The 17,171-nt window shown below is 65.9% G+C and carries 15 protein-coding genes and 2 tRNA genes; 7 read left to right on the top strand and 10 right to left on the bottom strand.

What is annotated here, in order from left to right; all coding sequences use genetic code 11:
• The first annotated feature begins 135 nt into the window (after positions 1-135).
• Together FOS14_RS04575 and FOS14_RS04570 are read left to right on the top strand one after the other, a co-directional pair.
• Entirely contained in the window at positions 136-2,304 is a 2,169-nt protein-coding gene (locus FOS14_RS04575) for an RNA degradosome polyphosphate kinase (RefSeq protein WP_185981632.1), read from the top strand.
• A gap of 128 nt (positions 2,305-2,432) precedes the next feature.
• Positions 2,433-3,356, top strand: coding sequence for an NUDIX hydrolase (locus tag FOS14_RS04570; protein ID WP_255450099.1), 924 nt, complete (start codon positions 2,433-2,435; stop codon positions 3,354-3,356).
• A gap of 60 nt (positions 3,357-3,416) precedes the next feature.
• Here the strand turns inward: FOS14_RS04570 and FOS14_RS04565 are convergent, their stop codons facing one another.
• From FOS14_RS04565 to leuC, 3 genes are all read right to left on the bottom strand, one after another.
• The gene (locus tag FOS14_RS04565; protein WP_143769088.1) at positions 3,417-4,061 is read right to left on the bottom strand and encodes an HU family DNA-binding protein; all 645 of its coding nucleotides are present in this window, start codon (positions 4,059-4,061) and stop codon (positions 3,417-3,419) included.
• A 145-nt stretch (positions 4,062-4,206) separates the two neighbouring features.
• On the bottom strand, positions 4,207-4,815 hold the full coding sequence (leuD, locus tag FOS14_RS04560; RefSeq protein ID WP_143769087.1) for a 3-isopropylmalate dehydratase small subunit: 609 nt from the start codon (positions 4,813-4,815) through the stop codon (positions 4,207-4,209).
• An 18-nt stretch (positions 4,816-4,833) separates the two neighbouring features.
• Positions 4,834-6,258: a 3-isopropylmalate dehydratase large subunit gene (gene leuC, locus FOS14_RS04555; protein WP_370512163.1), complete on the bottom strand. Its 1,425-nt coding sequence runs from the start codon at positions 6,256-6,258 to the stop codon at positions 4,834-4,836.
• Positions 6,259-6,317: 59 nt separating this feature from the next.
• On the opposite strand from leuC, the gene FOS14_RS04550 reads away from it, so the two are divergent.
• The 3 genes from FOS14_RS04550 to FOS14_RS04540 all read left to right on the top strand — a co-directional run bounded on the left by FOS14_RS04550 (position 6,318) and on the right by FOS14_RS04540 (position 7,769).
• Positions 6,318-7,019 carry an IclR family transcriptional regulator gene (locus FOS14_RS04550; RefSeq protein WP_143769085.1) on the top strand — a complete coding sequence of 234 codons (702 nt, stop codon included), beginning with the start codon at positions 6,318-6,320 and terminating at the stop codon, positions 7,017-7,019.
• A gap of 9 nt (positions 7,020-7,028) precedes the next feature.
• A complete protein-coding gene (locus FOS14_RS04545) occupies positions 7,029-7,526 on the top strand; it encodes a pyridoxamine 5'-phosphate oxidase family protein (RefSeq protein ID WP_143769084.1) in 498 nt (165 codons plus the stop codon).
• 63 nt (positions 7,527-7,589) lie between these two features.
• Positions 7,590-7,769: a DUF5302 domain-containing protein gene (locus FOS14_RS04540; RefSeq protein WP_143769083.1), complete on the top strand. Its 180-nt coding sequence runs from the start codon at positions 7,590-7,592 to the stop codon at positions 7,767-7,769.
• A gap of 9 nt (positions 7,770-7,778) precedes the next feature.
• On the opposite strand, the gene FOS14_RS04535 is transcribed toward FOS14_RS04540, so the two are convergent.
• The 4 genes from FOS14_RS04535 to FOS14_RS04520 form a co-directional block, all read right to left on the bottom strand.
• Positions 7,779-7,854 (bottom strand) — tRNA-Glu (locus FOS14_RS04535).
• Positions 7,855-7,941: 87 nt separating this feature from the next.
• Positions 7,942-8,013: transfer RNA gene (locus tag FOS14_RS04530), tRNA-Gln, on the bottom strand.
• Between the two features lie 72 nt (positions 8,014-8,085).
• Positions 8,086-9,552: a glutamate--tRNA ligase gene (gene gltX / locus FOS14_RS04525; protein ID WP_143769082.1), complete on the bottom strand. Its 1,467-nt coding sequence runs from the start codon at positions 9,550-9,552 to the stop codon at positions 8,086-8,088.
• Between the two features lie 17 nt (positions 9,553-9,569).
• Complete coding sequence (locus FOS14_RS04520; RefSeq protein ID WP_143769081.1) at positions 9,570-10,346, bottom strand: fumarylacetoacetate hydrolase family protein; 777 nt, start codon at positions 10,344-10,346, stop codon at positions 9,570-9,572.
• Between the two features lie 117 nt (positions 10,347-10,463).
• Here FOS14_RS04520 and FOS14_RS04515 point away from each other — a divergent pair, with 117 nt between their 5' ends.
• The gene (locus FOS14_RS04515; RefSeq protein WP_185981631.1) at positions 10,464-11,654 is read left to right on the top strand and encodes an MFS transporter; all 1,191 of its coding nucleotides are present in this window, start codon (positions 10,464-10,466) and stop codon (positions 11,652-11,654) included.
• 18 nt (positions 11,655-11,672) lie between these two features.
• Positions 11,673-13,406: a molybdopterin-dependent oxidoreductase gene (locus FOS14_RS04510; protein ID WP_143769080.1), complete on the top strand. Its 1,734-nt coding sequence runs from the start codon at positions 11,673-11,675 to the stop codon at positions 13,404-13,406.
• Position 13,407: 1 nt separating this feature from the next.
• Here the strand turns inward: FOS14_RS04510 and FOS14_RS04505 are convergent, their stop codons facing one another.
• The 3 genes from FOS14_RS04505 to ilvC all read right to left on the bottom strand — a co-directional run bounded on the left by FOS14_RS04505 (position 13,408) and on the right by ilvC (position 17,152).
• Complete coding sequence (locus FOS14_RS04505; RefSeq protein ID WP_143769079.1) at positions 13,408-14,415, bottom strand: 3-isopropylmalate dehydrogenase; 1,008 nt, start codon at positions 14,413-14,415, stop codon at positions 13,408-13,410.
• 9 nt (positions 14,416-14,424) lie between these two features.
• A complete protein-coding gene (gene serA, locus FOS14_RS04500; RefSeq protein WP_143769078.1) occupies positions 14,425-16,020 on the bottom strand; it encodes a phosphoglycerate dehydrogenase in 1,596 nt (531 codons plus the stop codon).
• Positions 16,021-16,150: 130 nt separating this feature from the next.
• Positions 16,151-17,152, bottom strand: a complete 1,002-nt coding sequence (ilvC, locus tag FOS14_RS04495) for a ketol-acid reductoisomerase (protein ID WP_185981630.1) — start codon at positions 17,150-17,152, stop codon at positions 16,151-16,153.
• Positions 17,153-17,171: the final 19 nt, after the last annotated feature.

Below are 17,171 nucleotides of genomic sequence, written 5' to 3'. Positions count from 1 at the left end.
CTGCCAAGGGCGGACCTTCTGGGGGATGATCGAGGCGTGAGTAAACGGGACAGCGGACATCACAGCGACAACGGCAAGAAGGGAGCGCGCACGGCCACGCTGGCAGGGGTCGGTGGTGACGGGCGGGGGCCCGAGGTGCGGCAGCCAGTGCCCGCGGCACCTCCCGCGCCTACCGGCTCGGCGACGGGGTCGATACCGACCGCCCCGCCCGCAGCCACGCCGTTGCTCGATACCGCCGCCGCCGGCCTGCCTGAAGATCGCTACCTCAATCGCGAACTGAGTTGGCTCGACTTCAACGCCCGCGTGCTGGCGCTGGCCGAGGACACCTCGCTGCCCCTGCTCGAACGAGCCAAGTTTCTGGCGATCTTCGCCTCGAACCTCGATGAGTTCTACATGGTTCGCGTCGCTGGGCTCAAACGTCGTGACGAGACCGGACTTTCGGTGCGTTCCGCCGACGGACTTTCGCCACGGGAGCAATTGGCGCTGATCGCCACCCGCACCCAGGAAATCGCGAAGAAGCACGCGCACGTCTTTCTCGACTCGGTGTTGCCGGAACTCACCGCCAACAACATCGCGATCATCGGCTGGTCGGATTTGAAACCCGAAGAGCGCCAGCGCTTGTCTGCCTACTTCCAGGAGCAGGTCTTCCCGGTGCTCACCCCGCTGGCGGTGGATCCTGCACACCCGTTCCCCTACATCAGCGGCCTGAGCCTGAACCTGGCCGTGACCGTCAAAGACGACGAAACCGGCGGCGAACATTTCGCCCGCGTCAAGGTGCCCGACAACGTCGAACGGTTCGTCCGGGTCCGCCGCGAAGAAGCGGCTTCCAACATTGCGGCATTCCTGCCCATGGAGGCACTGATTTCCGCGCACCTGAACGTGCTGTTTCCGGGCATGGAAGTGCTGGAGCACCACGCCTTTCGCATCACCCGCAATGCCGACTTCGAGGTCACCGAGGACCGCGACGAGGATTTACTGCAGGCGCTCGAGCGCGAACTCGCCCGGCGCCGGTTCGGGTCGCCGGTGCGGCTCGAGGTGGCCGACGACATGACCGAGCACATGCTCGAATTGCTGTTGCGGGAAATGGATGTGGATCCCGCCGATGTGATTCAGGTACCCGGATTGCTCGACCTCACCTGCCTGTGGCAGGTGTATGGCGTAGACCGGCCGAATCTGAAAGACGCTCCGTTCGTGCCCGCCACCCATCCCGCGTTCGGTGAGCGCGAGACGCCCAAGAGCGTCTTCGCCACGCTGCGCGAGGGCGACATCCTCGTGCACCATCCTTACGATTCGTTCTCCACGAGCGTGCAACGGTTCATCGAGCAGGCCGCCGCCGATCCCCAAGTGCTGGCAATCAAACAGACGCTCTACCGCACCTCGGGTGACTCCCCGATCGTCGACGCGCTGATCGCCGCGGCCGAGGCCGGCAAGCAGGTGGTGGCTCTGGTCGAAATCAAGGCCCGCTTCGACGAACAGGCCAACATCAAGTGGGCCAGGGCCCTGGAACAGGCTGGCGTGCACGTCGTTTACGGCCTCGTCGGGCTCAAGACGCACTGCAAGACCTGCCTGGTGGTGCGGCGGGAAGGGTCGGCCATCCGGCGCTATTGCCACATCGGCACCGGCAACTACAACCCCAAGACCGCCCGGCTGTACGAGGACGTCGGGTTGTTCACCGCCGCACCGGATATCGGCGCCGACCTTACCGACCTGTTCAATTCGCTCACCGGGTATTCCCGTAAGGCGGAATACCGCAATTTGCTGGTGGCGCCCTATGGCGTTCGCTCCGGAATCATCGAGCGCATCGACCGGGAGATCGAGCACCAGCGCGCCGGACGCACCGGGCGGATTCGGCTGAAGGCCAACGCTTTGGTCGACGAGCAGGTCATCGACGCGCTCTATCGCGCCTCCCAGGCCGGTGTGGAGGTGCAGATCGTGGTGCGCGGCATCTGTGCCCTCAAGCCCGGGGTGAAGGGTCTCAGCGACAACATTCATGTCCGCTCGATCCTCGGCCGCTTTCTGGAGCACTCGCGAATTCTGCATTTCCAGGCCGCCGATGAATTCTGGATCGGCAGCGCCGACATGATGCATCGCAACCTCGATCGACGCGTGGAAGTCATGGCGCAGGTGAAGGATCCGCGGTTGACGACTCAACTCAACGACATCTTCGATTCGGCTCTGGATCCCACCACCCGATGCTGGGTCCTGCAGTCGGACGGAAGTTGGCAGGCTTCGCCCGCCCGGGGCGAGCAGGTGCGCGAATATCAGGAAGATCTGATGCGCAAGCGGCGCACACCAGCCACCTGAGCGCGCACGCATCGCCAGGTCCCACCCTCTTCTCCGCACGTCCACCGCGAAGGAAATCAGTGAGCCCGAGCAAGTCGACCGGCAATGCAAAAGCGAATGCCGCGAATCAGAATGCCACCAAGGCCAATATCGCCAAAGCGAATATCATTGCCTCCGGCGCCGTGCTCTGGCGCAAGTCGCCCACCGATCCAGACAGCCTCGAAGTGGCGCTCGTGCATCGCCCGCGTTACGACGATTGGTCGTTTCCCAAAGGCAAATTGGAACGCGACGAAACCGTGGTGCTCGCGTCGGTCCGCGAGGTGCGCGAGGAGACCGGATTCGACTGCCGTCTGGGTCGCCACCTGACGCGGGTGACGTATCCGGTGACCGGGCACCGCAAGCTCAAGCGCGTGGACTACTGGGCGGCCGAGGTCACCGGCGGCGGATTCACCCCCAACAAGGAGGTCGATGAACTGCTCTGGTTGCCAAGCTCGTTGGCGCTGGATCAGCTCTCCTACCCGATGGACCGCCGGGTGTTGCGGTCCTTCCTGCGGCACCCGGTCGATACCAGCACCATGTTGCTCGTGCGACATGCCCGCGCTGGTCGTAGCGAACGGTATCGCGGGGACGACACGCAGCGGCCGCTGGACAAGCTGGGTCGGCAGCAGGCGCAGGCACTCGTCCCGCAACTGCTCGCATTCGGTGCGACGCACGTGCATTCGGCCGACCGGACCCGCTGTGTGCAGACCGTGCAACGGTTGGCCGACGCCCTCGATGTCTCCATCAAGCTCGAGCCGCTGCTATCCGAGGAGGGTTACGCGAACGACCGGGATGCCGGGCGCGCGCGGGCCTGCAAAATCGCCCAGAAAGACGGCGTTCGGGTGGTCTGCAGTCAGGGCAAGGTCATTCCCGACCTGATGCAGTGGTGGGCCGACCGCGACGGCGTCGAATTGCCGCCCGCCCGGAATCGTAAGGGCAGCATGTGGGTTCTCTCGCTGCGCAACGGGCGGCTGATCACCGCCGACCACATAGACAGTCCGCTGCCGCCCGAATACTCCGGGAAGTCCGAATAGCGAGAAAACGGCCCCCGCGTTGGCGGGGGCCGTTTTCAGTCGGATCCGTTGAGCCAGCGGCTACTTCTTGGTGGCACGCTTGGCTGGGGCCTTCTTCGCTGCCGTCTTCTTGGCTGTGGTCTTCTTGGCCGTGGTCTTAGCCGGAGCCTTGGCCGCGGCCTTCTTGGTGGTCTTTGCCGCCGACTTGGTCGCCGACTTCGCGGCGGTTGCCTTGGTCGCCTTAGCCGTGCTCTTGGTGGCCTTGCTGGCGGTCGCCTTGGCAGTTGTCTTGCGAGCAGCCGTCTTTGCCGGAGCCTTGGCGGCGGCCGCCTTGCTGGCCTTCTTGGCCGGAGTGGCCTTCTTGGCAGCACTCTTCTTGGCCGCAGTCGCCTTGGTTGCCGTGGCAGCCGAACCGCGCTTGACCGCCGGACCACTCGCGGGCAGCTTTTGCTTGCCGGCGATAACAGCCTTGAACTGTGCCCCGGGACGGAACGCCGGCACCGAAGTTGGCTTGACCTTCACCGTTTCTCCGGTCCGCGGGTTGCGCGCTACCCGCGCGGCGCGCTTGCGCTGCTCGAAGACTCCGAAGCCGGTGATCGTGACGCTCTGGCCCTTGTGCACGGCGCGCACGATGATGTCGACAATATTCTCGACTGCCTCGGTAGCGGTGCGCCTGTCGGCGCCGAGCTTCTCGGTGAGCACATCGATGAGCTCCGCTTTGTTCATTCCAATTCCTCCGCAAACTAATGGCCCGCTGTCGGACCGACTAGTTACACGGTAAACCGGAAAACGGCAAGAGTCTATGTGCCACGCGAATTTTCATGCGACGTGACATAACGTAGCGGGCCAATAACGGCCTAATTACTGCCGTTTACGGCCGATAAACTCCGGTCGCGGTAGTCGTCGGTTTCCATGACGGCCTTGTCTTTTCGAAGTCCGAAATTACCTCCGTTTGCCGCAAAGTCAGGCCGATATCGTCGAGTCCTTCCAGCAGCCGCCAACGCGTGTAATCGTCAATGTCGAAGCGCACCACCGTATTTCCCGCAGTGACGGTCCGTTCGCGAAGATCCACAACCAATTCCAGACCCGGTTGTTCATCGAGCAGTTTCCACAGCAGTTCCACGTCTGGCTGGGCCACGGTCGCGGCCAACAACCCTGCCTTGCCGGCGTTGCCACGGAAGATGTCGGCGAACCGAGACGAGATCACCACCCGGAAGCCAAAATCGGACAGCGCCCACACGGCGTGCTCGCGGGACGAGCCCGTGCCGAAGTCCGGGCCGGCCACCAGAACACTGCCGCGGGTGTAGGGCTCGACGTTGAGAATGAACTCCGGATCGTTGCGCCAGGCGGCGAAAAGACCGTCCTCGAAACCGGTTCGCGTCACCCGCTTGAGGTAGACGGCCGGGATGATCTGGTCGGTGTCGATGTTGGAGCGCCGCAGCGGCACGCCAATTCCCTTGTGCACGGTGAAGGGTTCCACAGTTGTCTCTCCTTGCTTTCAGTCCAGATCGGCCGGCGCCGACAACGTGCCGCGCACCGCGGTGGCGGCGGCCACCGCGGGCGAGACCAGATGGGTGCGGCCACCTTTGCCTTGGCGGCCTTCGAAGTTGCGGTTGGAGGTCGACGCGGAGCGCTCCCCCGGGGCGAGCTGGTCCGGATTCATTCCCAGACACATCGAGCAACCGGCAGCGCGCCACTCGGCGCCTGCAGCGGTGAAGATCTCACCGAGGCCCTCAGCTTCGGCCTGCGCGCGCACCCGCATCGAGCCGGGGACCACCAGCATTCGCACGGACTCGGCGATCTTGCGGCCCTTCAGCACGTCGGCGACGGCGCGCAGATCCTCGATGCGACCGTTGGTGCACGACCCGACGAACACGGTGTCGACGGCAACCTGTCGCAACGGCGTGCCCGGCTGCAGATCCATGTACCGCAACGCCTTTTCGGCCGCGGCCCGCTCGTTCTCGTCGACGATTTCGGCAGGGTCCGGCACCGATGCCCCCAGCGGCGCACCCTGGCCGGGGTTGGTACCCCAGGTGACGAACGGCGTCAGAGTGCTTGCGTCGATGTGCACTTCGTTGTCGAAAACCGCGCCCTCGTCGGTCTTGAGCTGCTCCCACGCGGCCACCGCAGCATCCCATTCGGCGCCCTGTGGCGCGTGCGGGCGTCCCTTGAGGAACTCGTAGGTGGTTTCATCCGGCGCGATCATGCCGGCGCGGGCGCCGGCCTCGATCGACATGTTGCAGATGGTCATTCGGGCTTCCATCGACAGCTTGCGGATCGCGTCGCCGCGATATTCGAGCACATATCCCTGCCCGCCACCGGTGCCGATCTTGGCGATCACCGCGAGAATGAGGTCCTTGCTGGTGACGCCCGGCGGCAGTTCACCGTCGACGGTGATGGCCATCGTCTTGAACGGGCGCAGCGACAGCGTCTGGGTCGCCAGCACGTGCTCGACCTCGCTGGTGCCGATTCCCATTGCCAGCGCACCGAATGCGCCGTGCGTGGAGGTGTGGCTGTCCCCGCAGACCACCGTCGTGCCGGGCTGTGTCAGGCCCAATTGCGGCCCGACGACGTGCACGATGCCCTGCTCGAGATCGCCCATGGGGTACAACCGAATTCCGAACTCTTCGCAGTTTCGGCGCAAAGTCTCCACCTGGGTGCGCGAAATCGGGTCGGCGATGGGCTTGTCGATATCGACGGTGGGCACGTTGTGATCTTCGGTCGCGATGGTCAGATCCGGCCGGCGCACTGCCCGCCCGGCCAACCGCAGACCGTCGAAGGCCTGCGGACTGGTGACCTCGTGCACGAGGTGTAGGTCGATGTAGATCAGGTCCGGCTTGCGGGCGTCACCTTCTCCCTCACCGCGAACCACGACATGGGAGTCCCATACCTTTTCCGCCAGCGTGCGTGGCTTGTCGCTCATTTCCTCCACCTTGGCCGCTTCGTTTGAAATCTCACAATTCGAGACGCTAATATCGCTCTATGGGACAGCATAGCGGCATTGGCGTGCTCGACAAAGCGGTGACCGTGCTGCATGCGGTAGCCGAAGGCCCATGCGGCCTGGCGCAACTGTGTGACCGCACCGGGCTGCCGCGCGCCACGGCGCACCGGCTCGCGGTGGGCCTCGAGGTGCACCGACTACTCGCCCGCGACAGCGACGGATCATGGCGGCCCGGACCCGCGCTGTCCGAACTCGCCGTGGGCGCCGGCGACGCCCTGGTCGCCGCGGCCGGTTCGATCCTGCCGCGACTGCGCGAAATCACCGGCGAAAGCGTGCAACTGTACCGCCGCGACGGTTCCTCCCGGGTGTGTGTTGCGGCCATGGAGCCGCCCACCGGCTTGCGCGACACCGTGCTGGTCGGCGCCCGATTGCCGATGACCGCGGGGTCCGGCGCGAAAGTGCTGCTCGCCTGGGCGGATCCACAGACCCAGCGCAGCGTCCTGGCCGACGCCGTCTTCTCCGAGCGGGCGTTGCTCGACGTTCGCCGCCGCGGCTGGGCGCAGAGCGCCGGCGAGCGCGAACCGGGTGTCGCCAGCGTGTCGGCGCCCGTGCGCGACCGCGACGGCAACGTCGTTGCGGCAATTTCGGTTTCCGGTCCGATCGACCGGATGGGCCGCCGGCCGGGCGCCCGCTGGGCCGCGGATCTCCTGGCGGCTGCCGATGCGCTGCACAAGCGCTTGTAGAGTCCGCTCATGGGCGTCAACCAGCGAGCACAGATCACAATGACCGACGCGGAGATCGCCGAATTTCTCGAGTCGAGCCGAGTCGCCACTCTTGCGACCCTCGGTCCCAGCGGCACACCGCATCTCGTTGCCATGTGGTACGGCCTCATCGACGGAGAGATCTGGATCGAGACAAAGGCCAAGTCGCAGAAGGTCGTGAACCTGCGCCGGGACGATCGGATCACCTGCCTCGTCGAGGCCGGCGACACCTACGACCAACTACGCGGGGTTTCCATCGAGGGCCGGGCCGACATCGTCGAGGACCCGGACACGCTCTTCGCGGTAGGCGTCAGCGTCTGGGAGCGCTACACCGGCCCCTACAGCGAAGAGATGCGTCCCGCCGTCGACGCGATGATGAACAAGCGGGTGGCAGTTCGCGTTCGCCCGCTTCGCGTTCGGTCCTGGGACCACCGCAAACTGGGGTTGCCGGCCATGCCCTACAGCGGCAGCACCGCGCGTCCCCGGTAATTTGCGTGACGGCGCCTGCCCGCGGCGGTACCTTCAGCGATACCGGCGCGAAAGGGGATCGCCATGCGAGACAAACCGGCCCGTGAAAACAGCGACGCAGTGAAACAGAAGTTCCGCGAGGCGCTCGATCGCAAGAATCACAATCATGCCCAGGCGATCGAACACCGTGACGCCCAGTCCAAAGTGCACGGCACGCACGGGCCTGCGGAGCACAAACGGGAATTTCGCCGGAAGAGCGGGTGAGAGTTGTTCTGGTAGCCCCGACGGGATTCGAACCCGCGCTACCGCCTTGAGAGGGCGGCGTCCTAGGCCGCTAGACGACGGGGCCGAGAACCAACTCTTGCTTGGAAGCTGCACCAGCTTAGCTGGCGCGATCAGCAGTACCAAATCGAATTCGCTGGAGTTGCTGCTTCCGCTGGGGTACCAGGACTCGAACCTAGAATGGCTGAACCAGAATCAGCTGTGTTGCCAATTACACCATACCCCAATGGTCCGGCTAGCTCGTTCGGACCGCAGTAGAGGGTACCAAACCCCTGCCGTAGTTCCGCAAACCAGCCGGTCAGGCCGGTAGCGCCGACCGCAACCGGGACAGCGACCGATCCCGGCCGAGCAATTCCATCGACTCAAACAGCGGCGGGCTGATGTGCGAGCCCGTGACGGCCACCCGAACGGGCGCAAAGGCCTTGCGGGGCTTGAGGCCCAGATCGTCGATCAGCGCCGCTTTCAGGGCCGCTTCCACGGCCGCCGTGGTCCATTCGGACAGCGAGTCGAGCGCTGCCACCGCGGCCTCGAGCACCGGCGTCGCGTCGGCACCCAGATTCTTCGCCGCCGCGGCCGGGTCGACGGCGAAGTCGGCCTCGTCGACGAAAAGGAACTGCAGCAGACCCCAGGCGTCGGACAGCACGACGATGCGGGTCTGCACCAACTCGGCGGCCGTCGCAAAAACCGTCTCGTCCACCGGTTCGGTGAGGTGTCCGTGCTCGACCAGGAACTGTCGCAGCCGCTGCGCGAAGTCGTCGGGCGCGAGCATGCGGATGTGCTCGGCGTTGATCGCGTCCGCCTTCTTCTGGTCGAACCGCGCCGGATTCGCGTTCACCTTGGAAATGTCGAACGCCGCCACCATTTCCCCGAGCGAGAAGACGTCACGGTCCTCGGCGATGCTCCAGCCCAGCAGGGCAAGGTAATTGAGCAGGCCCTCGGGGATGAAGCCGCGGTCGCGATGCACGAACAGACTGGACTCGGGGTCGCGCTTGGACAGCTTCTTGTTCCCCTGGCCCATGACGAACGGCAGGTGGCCGAATTCCGGTGTGAAGTCGGCGACACCGATGCGCTGAAGTGCCGCGTACAGGGCGAGTTGGCGCGGGGTCGACGGCAACAGGTCCTCGCCGCGCAGCACATGGGTGATCTTCATGAGCGCGTCGTCGACCGGGTTGACCAACGTGTACAACGGATCGCCGGAGCCGCGGGTCAGCGCGAAGTCGGGGACGCTGCCGGCCCGGAAGGTGGTTTCGCCACGGACCAGATCGTTCCAGGTGAGGTCATGGTCCGGCATGCGCAGCCGCACGACCGGTCCGCGGCCGGCGTCGAGAAATTCCTGGCGCTGGGCGTGGGTGAGATCGCGGTCGAAGTTGTCGTAACCGAGCTTCGGGTCGCGGCCGGCGGCGCGGTGGCGGGCCTCCACTTCTTCTGCGGTGGAGAAGGATTCATAGGCCTCCCCCGCGGCCAGCAACTTCTGCACGACCTCGAGGTACAGCTCCCGACGCTGCGACTGCCGGTACGGCCCATACGGTCCGCCGACCTCGGGGCCTTCGTCCCAGTCCAGCCCCAGCCAGCGCAACGCATCGAGCAGCGCCTGGAAGGACTCTTCGCTGTCGCGCGCGGCGTCGGTGTCCTCGATGCGAAAGACGAAGGTGCCCTGATGATGTCGGGCGAAGGCCCAGTTGAACAGCGCGGTCCGGATCAGGCCCACATGCGGAGTTCCGGTCGGCGACGGGCAGAATCGGACTCGTAAACCACTGGCGGTCATGCGCTTGGAGACTCCTGTCAATTCTTCTTGGCCGCAACCGGATTGGTCAGCGTGCCGATGCCCGTGACCGTGACCGAGACCGATTGGCCGGCGACGATCGGGCCGACGCCCTCTGGGGTGCCGGTGAGGATCACGTCTCCGGGCAGCAAAGTCATGATGGTCGACGCCCACTCGACGAGTTCGCCCACACTGTGCAGCAGCAACGACGTCCGACTGTGCTGTTTGGTCTCGCCGTCGACGGTGGTGGTGATCTCCAGATCGCCCGGGTCGATGTCCGTTTCGATCCACGGACCCAACGGGCAGAAAGTGTCGTAGCTTTTGGCCCGCGTCCATTGGCCATCGAGGCGCTGCTGATCGCGCGCGGTCACGTCATTGGCGATCGTGTAGCCGAGAATGACATCGGCCGCGCGGGCGGCCGGCACGTCCTTGCAGGGCCGACCGATCACCACGGCCAATTCGCCCTCGTAGTGCACCTCGTTCGAGCTCGGCGGCACGACGATCGCGGCACCCGGCCCGATGATCGAGGTGTTCGGCTTCAGGAAGATCACCGGCTGTTCCGGCGCGGTACCGCCCATTTCCGCGGCGTGTGCCGCGTAGTTCTTTCCGACACAGATCACCTTCGTCGCCAAAATCGGGGCGAGCAAGCGAACGTCGGCGAGCGGCCAGCTGCGTCCGGTGAAAGTCGGTGTGCCGAACGGATGTTCGGCGATCTCGCGGGCCCGAGCGTCCCCTTCGGCGTCTTCGATGGCCACAAAGGCCACCCCATCGGGGCTGGCGATCCGTCCCAAGCGCATGCCGGTCAGTCTATCGGCGGCTGACTTGCCGCCTGCCAACGGTGTATCCTCGCCTGTAGTTTCCATTTGCTAGGACGATGTCTCAAATATTGAGATGGCTAGGAGTGGGTCGTGACCATGGCAGCCGTTGCGAACCGAGACATTTCGGATCGGCGACGGTGGTCGATGCTCGCCCTCGGCGTCTTCGGGCAGTGCACCAGCGCGCTTTTTGTGCACGGCACCGCCTTTCTGCTTCCGGCGTTGACCGATCGGGGCCTGCACCTGGCCACCGCGGGCCTACTCGTGGCGATGCCGATGGTGGGCCTGGTCACCACGCTCATCGCATGGGGCTGGGTGGTGGACCGCATCGGCGAGCGCAAGGTGCTGGTGCTGGGCCTGTCGCTGATGGGCCTGGCCGCGCTGGCGGCCGCGATGACGTCGTCGTACCTGATGCTGGGCGCGTTTCTGCTGCTCGGCGGCATGGCCGCGGCGAGCACCAACGGCGCGAGCGGCCGGGTGATCGTCGGCTGGTTCCCGCCGCACCGGCGCGGTCTGGCCATGGGCATCCGGCAAACCGCGCAACCCCTCGGTGTCGCCTTGGGCGCGGTCACGATTCCGAATATCGCTGCCGCCCACGGTGTCTCTGCGGCGCTGCTGTTGCCCGCGGCAATGGCCGCGCTCGGCGCCATCGGCTGCCTCGTCGGCATCGTGAACCCGCCGCGCCCACCGGCCACGGATGCCCGGCGCAGCGGGTTACTGGCCAACCCCTACCGCGGGGATGCGACGCTGTGGCGGATCCATGGCGTGTCAGTGCTTTTGGTCATCCCGCAGGCCACCGTGTGGACCTTTGCCCTGGTGTGGCTCAACCACGACGTCGGAATGTCACTGCCGGTCGCCGGCGCGCTGGTCACCGTGACCCAGGTGCTGGGCGCACTCGGGCGGATCGGGGCGGGCGCCTGGTCGGACCGGGTGGGCAGCCGGATGGGTCCGCTGCGCCGCGTCGCGATCGCGGCCGTGGTGAGCATGGGCGCGCTCGGACTCGCCGCCTGGGCCGGTTGGTGGTGGCTGGCGATCCCGCTGCTCGTGGTCGCCTCCGTGGTAACCGTCGCCGACAACGGCCTGGCCTTCACCGCGGTCGCCGAGATCGCGGGTCCGTATTGGAGCGGGCGCGGGCTGGGCGTGCAGAACACCGGCCAAAACCTTGCGGCAGCGGCGATCCCGCCGGTGTTCGGCTTGCTCATCAGCACGGGCGGGTATGCGGCGGCCTTCGCATGCGCAGCCCTGTTCGCGGTGTGCGCGGTTCCGCTGGTGCCACCCGATAAGCGTTAGCCTCCTACACTCGGCTGCATGGCCACCGATCCTCGGCCTGCCTACCAGGCGCGGCTGGAACCAGGTGAAAACACGATCAATCGCTCGACCTGGGCGGGCGGTATCCCTCCTGCGCGCGCCACCGCACCGCACGTGCGCATCGGTCGCGAGCGCTGGCTCAATATCTTGTGGCTACTGCCGATCGGATTCGTCATGCTCATCACGGCGATCGCCGTGGCGAAGGGCCTGCGCAACATGCCGGCGGTCCAAGACTTCATGAGCCGATACCCCGGCGAACATCGCGACCCCCGGGCGCCGGTGGGCATGCCTGGGTGGCTGGACTGGCAGCACTTCTTCAACCTGTTGCTGATGACGTTCATCATCCGGTCCGGAATTCAGATTCTCGCCGACCATCCCAGGCTGTACTGGACCCGCAACAGTACCCCGGGCAAGGAGTGGATGCGCATCTCCAAGCCGGTGCCCGATGACGCACTGTGGACCGCGAAGCAGGATTCGGTCGGCTTACCCGGACAGCTCGGTTTGCCCGGAATCCGGCACTCCATCGGATTGGCCCGTTGGTGGCATCTGGGCATGGACACCCTGTGGCTGCTCAACGGCGTCGTCTTCTACATCCTGTTGTTTCTCACCGGCCAATGGCGCAGAATCCTGCCGACCAGCTGGGACGTCTTCCCCGGCTCGGTGACAGTGCTGATCAAATACCTGTCGCTGGATTGGCCGCTGGAACATGGCTGGGTCGTCTACAACGATCTGCAGTTGCTCGCCTACGGCTTCACCGTCTTCGTTGCGGCGCCGGCCGCCATGCTGGCCGGCCTCGGCATGTCACCGGCGCTGTCCACGCGGTTCCGCCCGGTCAGCAAGGTGCTGAGCATCCAGGCCGCCCGCTCTCTGCACTTTCTGGTGTTGTGCTGGTTTTTGATTTTCATCCTCATCCACGTGACCCTCGTGGTGACCACCGGCGCGCTGCGCAACTTCAATCACATATTCGCCAGCCGCGACAGCGACGACTGGATTGGGTTCGGCGTCTTTTGCGTGGCAATGATCGTCGTGATCGTCTGCTGGGTCGCGGCGACCCCGTTCACCATTCGTCATCCGCGCATCGTGCAGCGCGTCGGATTCGCATTGATCGGTCCGGCTCAGCGGTTGTTCGAGCATGTGGATGCGAAACCCGGGGAATACAGCGAGAAGGACATCTCGCCGTACTTCTGGCACAACGGCACCTACCCGGATAGCGACGCGTACCGAGCCCTGCAGGACAACGGTTTTGCCGACTACCGGCTGCGGATATCAGGACTCGTCGACAACCCGGTCGACCTTTCGCTGGAGCAGCTGCGGGCGCTGCCGCGGCACGAGCAGATCACCCAACACTTCTGCATCCAGGGCTGGTCAGGAGTGGCGAAGTGGGGCGGGGTGTCGATGCGCACGATCATGGACCTGGTCAAGCCGCTCCCCGAAGCCAAGTGGGTGGTGTTCTACTCACTGGCCGAAGGCGCCGACGGCGGCTCCTACTACGACGCCCACGCCATGGAGCAGATGAGCCACCACCTGGTCATGCTCGCCTTCGACATGAACGACCAGCCGCTCAGCTTCGGCCACGGTGCGCCACTACGCCTGCGCAACGAAAACCAGCTCGGCTTCAAACAGGTGAAGTGGATTTCCGGGATCGACTTCGTCGCACACTTTGCCGACATCGGCGGCGGCTACGGCGGTTACAACGAGGACCACGAGTTCTTCGGCTACCGGCAGTCGATCTGACTTACAGCAGTGCGGCGATCCGGTCGCCGATCTCGGTGGTCGACGCCGGTGCGGTGCGATTCTCGAGGTCGCGAGCCACGGCGGACGCGACGCGGTTGGCGGCGTCGGCGTTGCCCAGGTGCTCAAGCAGCAGCGACACCGACAGGATCGCGGCGGTCGGGTCGGCCTTGCCTTGCCCGGCGATGTCGGGCGCGCTGCCGTGCACCGGCTCGAACATGCTCGGGTTGGCCCGCGTCGCGTCGATGTTGCCGCTCGCCGCTAGGCCAATACCGCCGGTGACCGCGGCCGCGAGGTCGGTGATGATGTCGCCGAACAGGTTGTCGGTGACTATCACGTCGAAGCGGCCGGGATCGGTGACCATGTGGATGGTCGCGGCGTCGATGTGCTGGTAGGCGACCTCGACCTCGGGGTACTCGGCGGCGACATCGTTGACCGTGCGCTGCCACAGCGAGCCCGCGAACGTGAGCACGTTGGTCTTGTGCACGAGGGTCAGGTGCTTGCGCCGTTGCTGCGCCTTGTCGAAGGCATAGCGCACCACCCGTTCGATACCGAAGCGGGTGTTGGTGCTGACCTCGGTGGCCACCTCGTGCGGTGTTCCCACGCGGATCGCTCCCCCGGTTCCGGTGTAGGGGCCTTCGGTGCCCTCCCGGACGACGACGAAGTCGATCGGCGGATTCTCGCGCAGCGGCCCGGTGACGCCCGGGTACAGCCGTGACGGACGCAGGTTGACGTGGTGGTCGAGCGCGAACCGGGCTCGCAACAGCAGGCCGCGTTCGAGCACGCCGCTCGGCACCGAGGGGTCACCGATCGCGCCCAGCAAGATCGCGTCGTGTTGCCGAATCTCGTCGAGCACGCTGTCCGGCAACAGTTCCCCGGTGGCGTGATAGCGGCGCGCACCGAGGTCGTAGGAGGTGCTGTCCACGTCCGGGACCACGACGTTCAGCGCCTTGAGCGCCTCAGCGATAACTTCCGGGCCGATTCCGTCGCCCGGGATGACAGCGAGTTTCATCTTTGGCACTCAGTTCAGGTCGACGAGTTCGATCTGGGTGGCCCCGACCGCGTCGGCAATGGCCGACTTGACGTCGTCGGGGACGGGCTGGTCGATACGAAGCAGAATCAGCGCCTGCGGACCCTCGGCGTCCTGGCTCAGCTGGGCGGCCTGGATGTCGATGTTCGCGTTGCCCAGCAGGGTGCCGATCTTGCCGAGCGCGCCCGGACGGTCGTCGTAGTGGATGGCCAGGTTGAGGCCCTCGGCGCGCAGGTCGAAGTTGCGGCCGTTGATGTTGACGATCTTCTGCACCTGCGTCGGCCCGCTGAGCGTGCCGGCCACGTTGCGCACCGAGCCGTCGCCGTACACGGCGCGCAGGTCGACGACACTGCGGTGGTTGGGGCTCTCGGTAGCCTTGGTGACCTCGGCCCGAACACCGCGCTCCTCGGCCAGGGCGGGCGCATTGACGAAGGTGACGGCGTCGTCGATCACCGCCGAGAACAATCCGCGCAACGCGGAAAGCCCCAGGACCTCGACGTTCTCCGAGGACAGCTCACCGCGGACGTCCACCGACAGGCTCACCGGCAGCTCGCGTGACAGCGCGCCGACCAGTACACCCTGCTTGCGCACGATCTCGAGCCACGGCGCCACCTCCTCACCGACCGCGCCGCCGGACACGTTGACGGCGTCCGGCACGAACTCGCCGGCCAGCGCCAGCAGCACCGACTTGGCTACGTCGGTACCGGCCCGGTCCTGCGCCTCGCTGGTGGAAGCCCCCAGGTGCGGGGTGACGACGACCTGCGGCAGCTCGAACAGCGGGCTGTCGGTGCACGGTTCGGTCTCGAACACGTCCAGACCCGCCGCGCGTACGTGGCCCGACTTGATCGCCTCGACCAGGGCCGCCTCGTCGATCAGCCCACCGCGGGCCGCGTTGACGATCACGACACCCTTCTTCGTCTTCGCCAGCGCTTCGGTACCGATGAGGCCCTTGGTCTCGGGCGTCTTCGGCAGGTGCACGGAGATGAGGTCGGCGCGCTCGAGCAGTTCATCGAGGCTGACGAGTTCGATGCCCAGCTGGGCCGCGCGGGCCGGCGACACGTAGGGGTCGTAGGCGATGATGTGCGTCTCGAACGCCGCCAGCCGCTGGGCGAACAGCTGGCCGATGCGGCCGAGTCCGACGACGCCCACGGTCTTGCCGAAGATCTCCACACCGTTGAACTTGCTGCGCTGCCAGGTGTGCTCGCGCAGCGTGGCGTCGGCAGCGGGAATCTGGCGCGCGGCGGCCAGCAGCAGCGTCACTGCATGCTCGGCCGCGGTGTGGATGTTCGAGGTGGGCGCGTTGACCACCATGACGCCGCGCTCGGTGGCCGCCGGTACGTCCACGTTGTCCAGGCCGACGCCGGCGCGGGCGACGATCTTCAGGTTGGTACCGGCCGCGAGCACCTCGGCATCGACGGTCGTGGCCGACCGCACCAGCAGCGCGTCGGCCTCCGGAACAGCCGCGAGCAGCGCGGGCCGGTCAGGCCCATCGACCCAGCGCACCTCGACGCCGTCACCCAACGCAGCAACGGTGGACTGGGCGAGCTTGTCGGCGATCAGGACAATGGGGCGGCCATTCTGGCTCACGGTGTACGACTCCCGGTGATTGATTTATACGAATATTGCGGTCAACAGCCTAGTGACTGGCTCTCCAGCCCCCGTCCCCGCTGTGCGTGAAATTCCACCGCGGGCGGTGGAATTTCACGCACAGGCGGTTCTACGCGGTCTCGGTAATCGGCCGGTCGACCCAGCTCATCAGGTCGCGCAGCTTCTTGCCGGTGACCTCGATGGGGTGCTCGGCGTTCTCCTTGCGCAGCTGCTCGAGTTCCTTGTTGCCGCCCTCGACGTTGGCCACGAGGCGCTTGACGAAGGAGCCGTCCTGAATGTCGCGCAGGATTTCCTTCATCCGCTCCTTGGTGCCCGCGTCGATCACCCGCGGGCCCGAGAGGTAGCCACCGAACTCGGCGGTGTCGGACACCGAGTAGTTCATCCGCGCGATGCCGCCCTCGTACATGAGGTCGACGATGAGCTTGAGCTCGTGCAGCACCTCGAAGTAGGCCATCTCCGGCGCGTAGCCAGCCTCGACCATCACATCGAAACCGGTCTTGACCAGTTCCTCGGTGCCACCGCACAGCACGGCCTGCTCACCGAACAGGTCGGTCTCGGTCTCTTCCTTGAAGGTGGTCTTGATGACACCGGCGCGCGCGCCACCGATCGCCTTGGCGTAGGAGAGCGCGAGCGCCTCGCCCTCGCCCTTCGGGTCCTGGAACACCGCGATCAGGCAGGGCACCCCCTTGCCGTCGACGAACTGGCGACGAACCAGGTGGCCCGGGCCCTTCGGCGCGACCATGGCGACGGTGACGTTCGCGGGTGGCTTGATCAGGCCGAAGTGGATGTTGAGCCCGTGCCCGAAGAACAGCGCGTCGCCGTCCTTCAAGTTCGGCTCGATGTCCTGGGTGAAGATCGAGGCCTGCGCGGTGTCCGGCGCGAGCAGCATGATCACGTCGGCCCACTCGGCGACCTCGGCCGGCGTGCCGACGGTCAGGCCCTGCTCTTGGGCCTTCTCCCGCGACTTGGAGCCTTCCTTGAGGCCGACGCGAACATCGACGCCCGAGTCGCGCAGGCTCAGCGAGTGCGCGTGGCCCTGGCTGCCGTAACCGATGACGGCGACCTTGCGGCCCTGGATGATCGACAGGTCGGCGTCGTCGTCGTAGAACATCTCGACAGCCACTGGCAGT

The organism is Skermania sp. ID1734 (assembly GCF_007489285.1).
Taxonomy (GTDB): Bacteria; Actinomycetota; Actinomycetes; order Mycobacteriales; family Mycobacteriaceae; genus ID1734.
The sequence above is the reverse complement of the archived record's forward strand: the minus strand, read 5'-3'. Positions and strand labels throughout refer to the sequence as shown.